The sequence below is a fragment of the Pseudomonas sp. PIC25 genome (genome assembly GCF_002286785.1).
In the GTDB taxonomy this organism is placed as follows: Bacteria; Pseudomonadota; Gammaproteobacteria; order Pseudomonadales; family Pseudomonadaceae; genus Pseudomonas_M.
The window spans coordinates 1-11,965 of the sequence record NZ_MUJY01000026.1 but is presented as its reverse complement, the minus strand read 5'-3'; the positions used below and the strand labels follow the sequence as shown (position 1 = coordinate 11,965).

13 protein-coding genes and 1 pseudogene are annotated in these 11,965 nt (G+C 60.7%); all 14 read right to left on the bottom strand.

Going from position 1 to position 11,965, the window contains the following annotated elements:
• Positions 1–213: 213 nt before the first annotated feature.
• Complete coding sequence (locus tag BZL41_RS00940) at positions 214–492, bottom strand: hypothetical protein (RefSeq protein ID WP_256578056.1); 279 nt, start codon at positions 490–492, stop codon at positions 214–216.
• Between the two features lie 262 nt (positions 493–754).
• Positions 755–1,399, bottom strand: coding sequence for a DsbA family protein (locus tag BZL41_RS00935; protein WP_095597558.1), 645 nt, complete (start codon positions 1,397–1,399; stop codon positions 755–757).
• A complete protein-coding gene (locus BZL41_RS00930; RefSeq protein WP_095597557.1) occupies positions 1,396–1,692 on the bottom strand; it encodes a hypothetical protein in 297 nt (98 codons plus the stop codon). The genes BZL41_RS00935 and BZL41_RS00930 overlap by 4 nt, the downstream gene beginning before the upstream one ends.
• On the bottom strand, positions 1,689–4,682 hold the full coding sequence (locus BZL41_RS00925) for a conjugative transfer ATPase (RefSeq protein WP_095597556.1): 2,994 nt from the start codon (positions 4,680–4,682) through the stop codon (positions 1,689–1,691). Before BZL41_RS00925 ends, BZL41_RS00930 begins: the two co-directional genes overlap by 4 nt.
• A complete protein-coding gene (locus BZL41_RS00920) occupies positions 4,682–5,125 on the bottom strand; it encodes a TIGR03751 family conjugal transfer lipoprotein (RefSeq protein WP_095597575.1) in 444 nt (147 codons plus the stop codon). Before BZL41_RS00920 ends, BZL41_RS00925 begins: the two co-directional genes overlap by 1 nt.
• Positions 5,103–6,584: a TIGR03752 family integrating conjugative element protein gene (locus tag BZL41_RS00915; protein ID WP_095597555.1), complete on the bottom strand. Its 1,482-nt coding sequence runs from the start codon at positions 6,582–6,584 to the stop codon at positions 5,103–5,105. Before BZL41_RS00915 ends, BZL41_RS00920 begins: the two co-directional genes overlap by 23 nt.
• On the bottom strand, positions 6,574–7,470 hold the full coding sequence (locus BZL41_RS00910; RefSeq protein WP_095597554.1) for a TIGR03749 family integrating conjugative element protein: 897 nt from the start codon (positions 7,468–7,470) through the stop codon (positions 6,574–6,576). The genes BZL41_RS00915 and BZL41_RS00910 overlap by 11 nt, the downstream gene beginning before the upstream one ends.
• Positions 7,467–8,123, bottom strand: coding sequence for a PFL_4703 family integrating conjugative element protein (locus BZL41_RS00905; RefSeq protein WP_095597553.1), 657 nt, complete (start codon positions 8,121–8,123; stop codon positions 7,467–7,469). The genes BZL41_RS00910 and BZL41_RS00905 overlap by 4 nt, the downstream gene beginning before the upstream one ends.
• A 2-nt stretch (positions 8,124–8,125) precedes the next feature.
• Positions 8,126–8,500, bottom strand: coding sequence for a TIGR03750 family conjugal transfer protein (locus BZL41_RS00900; protein ID WP_095597552.1), 375 nt, complete (start codon positions 8,498–8,500; stop codon positions 8,126–8,128).
• A gap of 12 nt (positions 8,501–8,512) precedes the next feature.
• Positions 8,513–8,857, bottom strand: coding sequence for a TIGR03745 family integrating conjugative element membrane protein (locus BZL41_RS00895; RefSeq protein ID WP_095597551.1), 345 nt, complete (start codon positions 8,855–8,857; stop codon positions 8,513–8,515).
• Between the two features lie 17 nt (positions 8,858–8,874).
• Positions 8,875–9,114: a TIGR03758 family integrating conjugative element protein gene (locus BZL41_RS00890; RefSeq protein ID WP_095597550.1), complete on the bottom strand. Its 240-nt coding sequence runs from the start codon at positions 9,112–9,114 to the stop codon at positions 8,875–8,877.
• Positions 9,111–9,389, bottom strand: a complete 279-nt coding sequence (locus tag BZL41_RS00885; protein ID WP_174706124.1) for an RAQPRD family integrative conjugative element protein — start codon at positions 9,387–9,389, stop codon at positions 9,111–9,113. The genes BZL41_RS00890 and BZL41_RS00885 overlap by 4 nt, the downstream gene beginning before the upstream one ends.
• Positions 9,390–10,309: 920 nt before the next feature.
• Positions 10,310–11,425: a hypothetical protein gene (locus BZL41_RS00880; protein ID WP_095597548.1), complete on the bottom strand. Its 1,116-nt coding sequence runs from the start codon at positions 11,423–11,425 to the stop codon at positions 10,310–10,312.
• Between the two features lie 315 nt (positions 11,426–11,740).
• A pseudogene (locus BZL41_RS00875) lies at positions 11,741–11,965 on the bottom strand (IS630 family transposase); the annotation flags it as partial.

Genomic DNA, 11,965 nt, shown 5'->3' with positions numbered 1-11,965 from the left:
GCGTATCGCTGAAGTCGATGACACCAAATGGTTGACTGACCGGGCATGCAGTACGTCATGGTTTCGGCACTATCGTTCAGTCAATTGAGGCTGAATGCTCACAGCTTGTACGTGATGACTTCGACGAACACCTTCATGGCCAAGAGGGGATCTGGATGCGCGGGGGCTCCCATAGCGGAATGACTGAGCAGCAATCTCAAAAGAGCCCGTGTATTACCGCTCGATTTGTTTGATATCCAACACTGCCCAGACCTCTAGTCTTTCCTCCCGCACGGCTTTTTCGGCTTCGAGTTGCGCCTCAAGCGAGCTCATGGAGCGGGACTGATATTCGTATCGAAAGGGTAGGCCTCCTGCTGGCTTACGGACGCTCAGAGTGACCAACGTGTAGCGGATCGGAATAGGGGATTTGATACGGGGCTTGGTGGGTTCCGGGGTTGTAGCAAGACCCAGGGCTTTGCGCATTTCATCTTCGGTGAGGGAGTTCGACGACACGTAAGGACTCCAATAAATGAAACCCGCCATTCAAGGGCGGGCTGCAGAAAGTATCTCATCAATTGGCCTGTCAGCATCAGGGGCTCATCACGGCGCGGTTGGAATACTTCAGGCTGTCCTGTCGGTACGGCGGCCAGTTGCAGCATCAGGTCGGCGATTGTGATGAACGCTTGATACCGACCCAGATCGCTTGGTAGGCCAATGCGCAGGCCAAGTGTTCAAGTAAGACGCGATTTTGCATGAGCAGCAGTGATCAAGCCTCTCACTGCGAGACCGCGCTGTCTCTTGCTGAATGCGACAACCAATCGATCGCGGACAGCAGAGTCACCCCATCCGCAGGCCCCTCCAGCTTGATGGTGCGACCCGACGTATTGTCCGTGATCAACAGGGTCGGAGTGACATTGATACCCTTTTCCTGGGCCTCGTGGAGTTGCTGCTCGATGCGCATGGCCACGTCGATGTTCGAGGTCGCACAGCGCTCCAGGTCATGGTCATCGATGCCACTCAGCTCCAGCCGGCCAGGGAGTCCCTGGCCGTTACTGCGGGTGCGCCGGAAGACTTGGTCCACTGCATTCCAAAATGCATCGGCGCCGCCAAGGACACCCGCGCACTCCACCAGGCGTGCCTGGTGGATGGCTGCTGTCCCATGAAACGGTAGCGGTAAGTGATGCCACTGCAGGTTCACGTCGGGCTGCTGGCTCACCCAGCGCTTGAGCTCTGGGGTGTAGGTCTTGCAGTAGGGGCACTCAAGGTCGGCGAACTCCGTGATGGTCCAGCGGGCGGACGCCGAGCCGAAAAGCCAGGGAGCTGTTTCCCGAGGGGAGCCCACCAGATCCTTGATCAGCAGACCACCCGCCACCAGGGGGCCGAGGCCAATGACAGTCAGCAGGGCAGTGAGCCTCTTCATGCCAGGGCCTTGTCCGCTTTGGCAGAGATCAGGTCCTGCTTGTGCAGGGCTTCCAGCAGTGCCTGTTGGGCTGCCTCTGGTTGTGGGTGCTGGCGTAGCCATTCTCCGAGGGCGCCACGGAGCTGGACATCGATGTCGCGGCGATCCACCGCACGCACCAATATCTGCTGCAGTTGCTCGATCAGTACCGGAGCGCAGACCTCAAGGGTCTGCAGGGCATCCTCCCCGGGTTTTTGCAGGAGCTGGGTCAGGCTTTCGATCAGGTTCTGGGTCAGGGAATTCAGTGCTCTCATACCAGGCGCTCCACTGCCGTCGATTGTTTCGGGAAGGTGATGGGGTGAGGGGCGATGCCGCGCTTTCGGTCCAGGTCGGCGGCCATCTCGAGCGCAGCAGCCAGTTCGTCGCACCCCTTGGCTTGCATGATGTCGAAGCGTTGCTTCTTCTCCTCGGGCTCGGTCATGGCGAGCGCGAGATAAAGGCTTGGCGGAACCACGCGAAAGAGCATCTCCATGCTCTTGGAGAGCACGACGCCTTCAGTGAACTTGCCGTTCTCCTTGCGGGCCGAGAGCATCATCGACTTCTGGGCCGGCGAGAGTTCGCGGAAGCGGGCGATTTTCTCGACTTCGTCCGGCGGCATGTTCAAGCAGATCCACCACTCGATCATGTTCAGGAGCGCGGAGGCTTCCGGTGGCACGTCGTCCACGTTCTGGGTCGCCATCCAGAACCAGGAACCGAGTTTCCTCCACATCTTGGTGATCTTGACGGAGTAGGGCGACAGCAGCGGAACCTTCAGCTGGATGTGGCCTTCGTCGGTGAAGAAGATCAGCGGCCGGCCTTTGAACTGGTCGCGCTCGGCGATGTTGTTGACGCTGTTGAGCAGCGAGATGTAGGAGATCGCCATCTGGGCGCTGTAGCCTTCCCGGGCGTAGGTGGCCAGGTCGACGATGGTGATGTCCGCTTCTGGCCAGGGTGTCCCAGGGCGGTTGAACATCTCACCTTCGGCACCCATGCAGAACATCGACATGGCTTCGGCCATCTCCAGGAAGCGGCTGCGCCGGCTCTCCGGGATGCCGGCGTCCATACCTGCATCACGCAAAGCGTCCCGGACGTCCTCAGGGAGCACGATGCGATGCTCGGTGGCGCATTTCTTCGCCGCGTCGAGGATGCACTGGCGAATGGCGCTGCGGTCGGCACGGGTGAGTCGCTGATCCTCCTTGTCCTCGCCGCCGGTGATCATGAGCCGGGCGGTGATCTCCATCTCGCCCAGGATGTCGCGCTGCTCGTCCTCGGTCTGGCTGGCCAGGTGCTCGTCGGAGGCCTCGACGTCATCGGCCTGCAGGATCTTCACCGAATGGGGCGACTCGACGAGTTTCACGGCATCGGCGAAGGGCGCCAGGCTGACGCCCGAACCGGGTGACAGGCGTACCCGGTTCACGCTCAGACCGAGGTGCTTGGCGAACTCGCCGAGCAGGCCGAAGCTGTTGCCGGCCTCGACGATGAACAGGCGTGGGCGATAGATCGCGACGATCTGGCTGAGAATGTTGGTCGCGGAGGCCGACTTGCCCGAACCGGTGGGACCGAAGATGAACAGGTGCGCGTTCATCTGGCGGTCCAGCTTGTTCAGCGGATCGAAGGTCAGCGGGGCGCCGCCGCGGTTGAACAGGGTGATGCCGGGGTGCCCGGTGCCTGTCGAGCGACCCCACACCGGCGCGAGGTTCGCGATGTGCTGCGCGAACATCAACTGGACGTACCAGTCCAGGGCGCGCTTCTGGTTCGGATCGAAGTTGCCCGGGAGCCAGCGCAGGTAGCTGTTCAGCGGCGCCACTTCGTTTTGTGGCTCCACCGGGGTCATGCCGGCACCCAATAGTGCATTGCTCAGCTGAAGACTGCGCTCCTGGAGTTCAGCGTGGTCCTTGCCGCGCAGGTAAAAGGCGACGCTGCCGCGATAGAGCTTGTGCTTGCGACCCAGAAGCTGTCGCGCGGTCGTGACGTCCTCGCGCGTCAGAAGGGAGGCCTGAGTGTCGCCGACCGCCTTGCGAGACAATTGCTCCAAGTGGCTTTCCAAGATGTCCTGCGGCGTCATCACCAGTGTGATGCAGAGCGTGGTGTCCTCCGGCAACTGGTCGAACAAGGCATTGAAGGCATCGCCGCCCTTGCGGGTTTCCCCGGTCAGGTGTCCGGTCGTCGGCGCTTCCCGTAGGCGATCGAGCATCACCACACGGTGCGGCAGGCCGTCGAAGTACCACAGGCCTTTGTCCATGTCGGAAACCGGCTCTCGGTAGCAGAGGTTCTGCGAGAAATCGGTGCCGCTGGCCAGCGGCAGCTCGCCTTCAGGCAGTTCGGCAGCTGGCTGGCAGACCAGCTCGTAGAAGCGGCGTATGTCCGCCTCGGTTGGACCCAGATGGTCCGGGCGCGGGTTGAACCAGCGGATCAACCAATGGCGGATGGCATGGCCGTCCATGCGCTTGGCTTTGATGCCGGCGTTGGCCAGGCTGCCCAGCAGGCGATCGCAGATGACCTTGAGGTACGGACCAGGCTCCTGGCCCCGGACTTCGCTGTCGGCCTTCCTGACTCGCCGGTAAACGACCAGGCGGACGCGACGCTGTTGCCCTCTCCAGGGGAGCTGGCTCACCTTGGTGTCCTCGAAGAGCCCACCGGGCTTGGAAATCGCTTCAAGGTGCTGTTTGAACAACGTGCAGTAGAGCTCCGTGAACGGGGTTCCTCGGGCACGGGGCTGGATGTAATTGTTCAACTGCTGCAGGTAGTCGTCCCAACTGATTTCGTCCTGGGCATACAACTGCATGACCCAGGGAGAGGTTTCCAGCTCGTCGAAGGAGTCCTGCAGGGCGTTTTCCAGGGCGTCACGGGCCTTGCGTAGCCACTCGGGGTCACGGCCTTCCGTGCCGATCGGCGTCAGCTCGAAAAAGGCCGCGCGCGAAAGGCCGTCTTCAAGCAGCATCGCTTTCTCCGACGGCAGGTACTCCACCCAGGGGAGCAGATCCACAAACGAAGGAGCGACGTCGTACAGGCGCGCTACATCCGCCTGGGTAGCCGGCTTTTGCTTGGGATTGCGCCAGTCTGCCGGCGAGGGAACCCCCAGGCTGGCCAGTCGTTCGAGATAGCGCCCGGTTGCCGCCTCGACGGATTCGGTAGCTGTGTCGTTGTCCTGGATACGTGGCTCGCTCGCGGTGAGGCCGGCGATGACCTCGAACTCGGCGGCGTGCAGGTCGGGCTCGACCCGGCGTGTGCCCTTGTGGCCGAGTAAATGCTGGATAAGCCCCATCAGTAGTCCTCCGTGCGCTCGCCAGGCATCGCGTACTGCACACGCTGGTAGAAGGGAAATACGGTGGTGTAGCCGGGCACGGGGGCCGGGTCCGTCCCGGCCAGGTGCGGGAACACGTACATGACCAGGTCGGGGTTCGGCAGACGCTTGAACTGGCTGTAGATTTCGTTCTGGGCCGTGCGCGTAAAAGCAGCGTTGTCGTTGCGCATGGCTGCCTGCTGCGGATCCAGGGGACGGCGCAGGCTTTGTCTGGCATCGAGCAGCAGCCGGCTGCTTGCACTCCCAGCGGACCCGGTTGTGCCGTGCTCCCACACGTCCCGCATCGTGGATTCGCCATGGGGCAGCATCTCCTCCTTGCTGGTGGAGCAACCCGAGGCGAGCAGCGTGAGTGTCAGCCAGGCGCAGGCCGGCAGCCTGCGGTCAGTCAAGGTGTGCAGAAACATGTGTCGCTCCGGCGCTGTAGTCGACCTTGCGGCCCTTGAGTTCGTAGTCGATCGTCAATTGCTGGTCGAGGTGGACAGAAACCTTCGCCCCGGGCTGAACGTAGACGGCGGCGAAGGCCTCGCCGTAGAGCGTGTTCATCCATTGGCGGATGTCGTTCACGCCCCCGGTCAGGATGGTGCCGAGGGCCGAGTTGCCCTGCGTTCCGGTGGTGCCGAAGGAAGCGCCATTGCCACTGAAGACGGTGGAGGTGGTGTTCTCGTCCGCATCGAGCAGCTTGGCGATGCCGGCGCCGGCGGCGGTCAGCAGACTCTGGTTGCCCAGATACTCCTTGGCGTTGGAGCGGCGGTCACCGGCGATGCAGGGAATGCCATAGGGATCGCTGATCCACCCAAGTCCGCCCTGGATGGTCTGCTGGCTGCCGTTGCTGCCGGCCTGGTTGTTGTTCGCTTCCTCGGCCGGGGCCGGCAGGGTGCGAACGGTGCCGTCGTTGAAGACGAAGGTGAGGCTGCGGATTTGCCCACGCACACAGGACAGCGTCCAGTCCCCGGATGCGGTACCGCTGGCCACGGCGCCGGCGACGTCCGGCACATCGATGCCGTTGGCCGTCAGGTTGTCTGGGCCGATCAGGATCTTGAAAGGGTAGGGATCATTCACCGTACCATCGACCGGGACGCGGCCGATGAGTGCGGACATGGCCACGGAGCCCATGAGCGTCGAGTTCTGCGGCAAGGTGTAGACCTTGCGCACCTGCTTGCGTGCGTCCTGGGGCGAGATCTCGCCGCCGATACTCTGCGCGCTGGTATTCAGGACCTTCTGGCCGCGATCGAGCGACTGGCCAAACGAGGTTGGAAAGTCGAATCCACTGGGCGCCAGGCTGGAGCCTGCCGCGATCGGCTTGCCATTGGCATCGACCGGTGTGGCGTCCTGTGGCTCGATCCAGACGATGTCCAGGCCGGGGGCTCCTTGGAATCCCTGGCCATCCCCGGGCTGAACGCCAAAGCCGATCGGAAGATCGCTGCCGGCGCTGCCGCTTCCTTGTCTGCCCAGCGTGTCGAGCTGCTTCTGCAGCATGTCGAGCACGCCCTGGTTCTGTTCCTTCGCTTTTTGCTCCAATTGCTGCTGGGCATTGTCCAAGCGCTGCGCGACGTTCTGATCGATGTTCTGCAGGCGGGCCTGCAGCTCCTGATTCTGCCGCTTCAGTTCTTCGTTGTTGGACAGTGCCTGGCTGACCTGGTCCTTCAACTGCCGGCTCTCCGCCACGATGGTGCGTAGCGTGTCGCTGGGCGTATCGCCGTCCACGCCCAAGGCCTGCGCCTGGCTGCCGGAAATCTTCGGCTTGCCACCGGCCTCGGTCATGGACTGGCCTTCATTCGTTCCGGAGAAGACCTTCACGATGATGATGGTTGCCAGGATCAGGAACGGGATCGCCAGGAACTTGAGGAGAGGATTACCTTTCACGCCTGTCTCCCTTGGGGTCGATCTGGCCGACAGCGGCGGGCAGCAGCGATTCGGCGAGCCCGCGGCCCTGGGTAATCAGATACACCGTCGTGGTGTCGCTGGCATCGCCTTGGGCGCCCAGGTAGGGATGCTGGAAGGTGGCGGCGACGAAGTTGCCCATGAGATCGCGCGGATCCAGTATCAATTGCTGCGCGCCGGTGTTACGCAGCTTCACCGCCGTCACCCAGTAATCGTCCAATCGCCATGCCCCCAGCACGGAGGCCTCGACGGGCAGCGTGGGGAGTAGCGTGCTGAGGTCCAGGCGCCGGTCGATGTTCACTTGGCCGATCCCCTCGACCGGCTCGACAGTCCGCAGCGGGGCGTAGAGCATCTGGGCGGCATAGCGGGTGAGGGCTACCGGCACTGGCGTTTCACGTCGCGCGGCCGGTGGTTCTTCAAGCTGCTCGCCATCCTCTGTTGCGCCGGTGGTTGGGCGAGCGGCCTGTTTCGGCGCCGAGGCCTGTTGGCCATAGCGGCCGGCCGGATGCTCACCGGCGACGATCTTCAGCGGTTCCAGCGCCGGCTGGTTCGCTTGTCCTGAGGTGGCGGCAATGTCGACCAGCATGATCTCGCCGCTGGTCATGTTCTGCAGTTGCAGACGGGTCGGCTCGATCGGCTCGTTCGCCAGCAGGTACAGGGCGCCTCCCGTGCTCTGCACGCGCAGCTTCCCCTCCAGCGCCCGGGGCATGCCGACCCGGACATTCTGGTCGACGAAGACGATGCGTTCCTGGCCTACCACCAGCGGCAGGGCGAGCGGTATCCGTTCCCACCGCTGGATTTCCACCGCGTCGGCGCATACGGCCCACGCAGCGAGGAGGGCACAGGCGGATTGCAGCGAACGCTTCATCGATGGCCCCCGGACACTGCAACGTCGGGGGAAATCTCGATTCGCTGTGGACTGCCGTCGTAGCAATCCCACTGCAGCCCGAACGGGTTCTTCTCCGGGTCCACATCCGAACGGATGATCAGTAGCGGATAGCGAGCGAGGGCACGCTTCACGCGCTCGCCGCCGTAATACTCATCTGCGGTGATGTCGAGGTTCACCGTCCAGTCATTGATGGAGTGCTGGATGACATGCTGCTCTTGCGAGTCGTCCACACCCCGCCCTGGGATTTCGTGCACGCCCCGTTCGCGTTTGCGCAGCTCGCCGGCATTGCGGCGCAGCTCGTAATCCTTCTGCAGGTAGGCTTTGCAACTGGAGGTGAGGTAGGCGTCCAGGCGGTAGATGTTGTCCTGGTAATCGGTCTCGCCATCGGTAGGCCAGCGGTTCATCTGCTGGAAGATGTAGAGGCCGAAGGCGTACACCGACTCATGCGGGATGTCCCACCACTTACGTGTGCTGCCGGAGCGCAAGTCTGGCGGCACATGAACCGTCAGTTCCCGGGGAGCGGACCACCAGCCATAGGCCAAGGCGAGACACACCACGGCCATCAGGCCCAGGGCGATGCGCAGGCTGACGATGTGGGCGTACTGGGCATCCACTTTCTTGCGATAACTCATGCTCACTCCGTGCGACGGCAGGACCACGCGCCGCTGCGCGTGATGAGGCGGGCGTTGCTCCAGGCCGGGGCGTGCTGGGCAATCGCGAGCTGGATCTGGCGATAGAACCAGGTGTCCGGGCGTCCCCGTTTCAGGCGGCGCAGGATGCGGCTGGCAACGGTCAGACCGAGCACGCCACCGACGAGTGCTCCACCGATGATCAACGCCCAGACCTGGGTCAGAATCGCTACGGGAATGCCCAGGAAGAAACCGATCCCCCCGCTGAGAAACACCGTGCTCCACATCTCGTCCGCGGTCAGGCCACCCATCACCACCGGCTGGTTGTTCAGCCGTACCGGCAGGAAACTCAACGTGCCGTCATCAAGAACGTCAGCCATGGCCAGTCCCAGTCAAAGAATGCCGGTTGCTTTGGTGACCAAGTAAATGCCGATCCCGAGGATGCCGACACCAACGGCCGCGGTAGAGCCAAGGTCCCGCCACTTCTTCTTCCCGTCGTGGATCTCGTGGTAGACGCCGAAGGCGTGCCAAGCCACGCCCATGAACATGGCGCACAGAACGATCAGACCGAGCAGCATGAAGCCGTCGAAGGCGTAGTTCTGCATGGTCTGGGTCATGTTCGTGCCTTCACCACGGCTTGGCGCCTGAGCTTGAGGCAGGGCTGCCAGGGCGAACTGGGGTAGAACGAACGCTCCCAGGGGAACGCAGCGGCGGATGGCTTTCTTGGGGTTGGGCATGGTGAAGCTCCAGAGGTTTAGCTGAGGACGAAGAGCGTGAGGATCGTGCAGAGCACCAGAACGCGGATCACCGCCGGTGCCGCGATGGCGCGGTCAAGGTTGCCGGTGGCCCAACCCCGGTAGGCGCTATAGATGGCCCAGGCCCCCCACAGGAAGGTGATTGCCACGGCGAAGCCAACGAAGAGCGCATAGCTCGCCGTAGGAGGAAAACCGCCAGCGGCCTGAAAAGCCGAGGTCTGAGCTGCACTCATGCTCATGGCCTGCGGCCTCTCGTGAGGGTGTAGTGACCCGTCAGCTCGGTGGGATCGCGGGGCTGCGCCCGGCTCGGGGTGAGATAGTCCTGGATGCCTTGGCGGACGCGCTGGATATCCGACGCCAGGCGCTGGTAGTCGAAGAAATAGCGCTGGCCTGGCTCCTCTGCGACCTGTGCGCTACGCCTCGCCGTGTCTTCCAAGGCATTGAGCTGCCGGATCATGACCGCGAGGTTCGCGTGCTCGGATGCAGAGACTGCGACGGCATCGGGTACCAACATGAACCAGGCGAGTAGGACAGCGAGGGCCAAACGTAAGGCGCGAAGGGAAGAGGCTGTGAGGGGAGCGTACTGAATCACGGCTTTGGCTCTGGCAAATCATGGCCTCAGCTTGCCGGCATCCGTCTGGCGCTCGCCGCAAGAAATCCGCATTCGGTTGCCAAAGGATTTTTTCGAGTCAGCAGAAAGCACAGCCGATGTACAGCAGTCGTTTGAAGACAGGGGATACCCCTGCTGGCAGGGCGATGTCGTATGCCCGGCTCGGGCATTGTGGTTTCCGATCCTGATTTATCCGCGTGTCACTGGTTGAATGCTGACAAGCTCCCAGCCTTCCTAGCCAGGCAGGCTGGGACGTTCGCGTCGCTCGGAAAGCTGGATGTCGGGCGAGCAATTGCCGGCCGTCCAGCAGGCGTGAGAATTTCCAAAAAAGCCGCCTGTGGAAATGGGTAGAACCCTACCTCCAACTCCCGAGACTGGGCGGTGCTGCTCAGTTACATAGACATGACTAAACAATTGCTCGCATGCGAAAGGACAGGGTCGATTTGAAACGGGATCAAACGGCTAAGCCGCCTGACCCCGCTGTTGTTGCAGTACCCAACCTTCAGGTTTTGCGATAGCTGAACAACTGATGACGTGAACGGCCCACCGGCCTGGCGAAGAACCTGCTATGAAAATCGGCCTCTGAGGCCGCAGGACTTTTCAGGATCGCCAAGCGCGACTCTCTCATCGTGGTGCGGGGCATGCCCCAGATAGACGCCGGATAGATTTAGGCAAGCCAGCTCCCATCTCTGATCAGTATTGCAAAAACGGGGGTGACCATAGATTTTCCAACATAATCGGCCAAGAGCGGTCATTGGTCATCATACAAAATGAGGGCTTACTCAAACGATTGATCAACGACTTCAAAAACAAGACCACGTTGATCAGCACCCCATGAACCTGTCACTATGCCCAGAAAACACAACGCCGTGCAGGAACGTTTCCCGCTCTTTCGGGGTTGTCAGTGCAAATCTAGCTATGTGGGTGTGAGCCATTCTGACCAACTCCTCTTGCCATTGCTGCTTGATCAGCTCGTCATCGATATAGCGGCCTTCAAGAACCTCAATCGACATAATATTAGTCAGGTCGGTCGGTGGTGCGTGAAAAGTCCCGATACGGGATCGTAAGTTTACCGTGGACAGCTCAACGATCAGGCCAGCTATCCCCTTGCTCAGCAACTGCTTCAGAACCGAAAGCCGCCCGTTTGCGAAGTTAGTTGATTTGAGCAATTTGTTGTAATCGGGCTTGAAGTAATTGATCAAGGCCGCTTCCGCCAAGGACACAATGTCGTGGCGATTGAGGCGGATATTTCGTAGACGGTTTAGATGCGCAGCATCTCTTTGATCACAGGCTTCAAAGTCGACGTTAAAATCTCCCCCGTTGCTGATAAGCGTGCGGCCGTGTTCGAAACGGTAAAGCAGTAACAGGACTTCACGCTCGTAAAAATATGTTGACGTTTCGGCGAGGATCCGTTGCAAGGTGGTGTGTGACAGCAAACGATCCAGCGCCGTGCGCGGGTTTTTTTTGCCAATGCTTTGACCTACATACAGTACGACCAGCCCCGTCTCTTGATCGCTGAGCGTACTTTTGGCTCTGGCCACGACGACGTTCACTGAAATCTCATGTTGGCCCAAAGGTGTAGTGATCAACATGGTGCAGCCGTTCTCGGCGACTGCGACTTGGAGAATAGGGATTTCACGGGGCAATGATTCTTCACTGATCTCGAATGTGAAGGGGATGGGCGTCAAAGTTTTTTCTCTTCGCACCAGAAAATTTCCGGTCACGACCCGGCCATTGCACGAGAATCCTTGAGAGTCTAGATATATGCGCTGTCGCCGTACGATTAGGTAAATGTTGCAGCTCTGCAGCGCAGCAAATTGCGCCGGATTGTTCTTGATTTGGTAGAGGTCTGCGGGGGTAAGCAGGGTGGGGTCGCTGGAATAAATGTGAGTTGCCCCTTCCATGGAAAACAACCGGTTAGCGGCTTCGTGATTAGTCATTACATTCGTCTTAGAGGCTGTTGATCAGAAGTTAAACAGGAAGGTCGCGCTCGGTAACTTGCTTGACCGCTTCGATTTTAAAGTCTTCAGGATAACGCTGGGAGCTCATAGGTGTCCTCCTATGCTCAGAGCATAGGGCAGGGATGTCTACCGGAGCTGGGGTAGCCCACTGATTTCGCAACTCCGCAGTCGCTTGAGGCTTCGGCCAGAAGCAGACTGTCCGCAGTGGCTAAGACGCGCCTTTTAAGACCTGAAGACCTCCAGGAGAACGGGTCTATTCAGAACCTAGCTAGTGTGGTGTTTCAAAAATAAAGATCATATTTTCGAGGTCATCGCCTCGGCTGCTCGGCCTACACTCGCCAGTATGTCCTCGGCTTTTCGATACCAGCGAAAAGGCCGGGGATTGGCGTTATGGGTAGATAGGTAGTGCTCGATGGAGGTTTCCAGATCCTTCACGCTGGTATGCGCCTGGCGCTTGATCCATTTCTCGCTCAATGTCGAGAAAAAGCGCTCCACCAGGTTCAACCAGGACGCCGAGGT

Bases quoted from the DNA above. Each gene is read 5' to 3' on its own strand.
- BZL41_RS00885 (WP_174706124.1), bottom strand. From the start codon at position 9,389: ATGTTGGTACCCGATGCCGTCGCAGTCTCTGCATCCGAGCACGCGAAC.
- BZL41_RS00895 (WP_095597551.1), bottom strand. From the start codon at position 8,857: ATGCCCAACCCCAAGAAAGCCATCCGCCGCTGCGTTCCCCTGGGAGCG.
- BZL41_RS00930 (WP_095597557.1), bottom strand. From the start codon at position 1,692: ATGAGAGCACTGAATTCCCTGACCCAGAACCTGATCGAAAGCCTGACC.
- BZL41_RS00905 (WP_095597553.1), bottom strand. From the start codon at position 8,123: ATGAGTTATCGCAAGAAAGTGGATGCCCAGTACGCCCACATCGTCAGC.
- BZL41_RS00890 (WP_095597550.1), bottom strand. From the start codon at position 9,114: ATGAGCATGAGTGCAGCTCAGACCTCGGCTTTTCAGGCCGCTGGCGGT.
- BZL41_RS00925 (WP_095597556.1), bottom strand. From the start codon at position 4,682: ATGGGGCTTATCCAGCATTTACTCGGCCACAAGGGCACACGCCGGGTC.
- BZL41_RS00935 (WP_095597558.1), bottom strand. From the start codon at position 1,399: ATGAAGAGGCTCACTGCCCTGCTGACTGTCATTGGCCTCGGCCCCCTG.
- BZL41_RS00900 (WP_095597552.1), bottom strand. From the start codon at position 8,500: ATGGCTGACGTTCTTGATGACGGCACGTTGAGTTTCCTGCCGGTACGG.
- BZL41_RS00920 (WP_095597575.1), bottom strand. From the start codon at position 5,125: ATGTTTCTGCACACCTTGACTGACCGCAGGCTGCCGGCCTGCGCCTGG.
- BZL41_RS00880 (WP_095597548.1), bottom strand. From the start codon at position 11,425: ATGACTAATCACGAAGCCGCTAACCGGTTGTTTTCCATGGAAGGGGCA.
- BZL41_RS00910 (WP_095597554.1), bottom strand. From the start codon at position 7,470: ATGAAGCGTTCGCTGCAATCCGCCTGTGCCCTCCTCGCTGCGTGGGCC.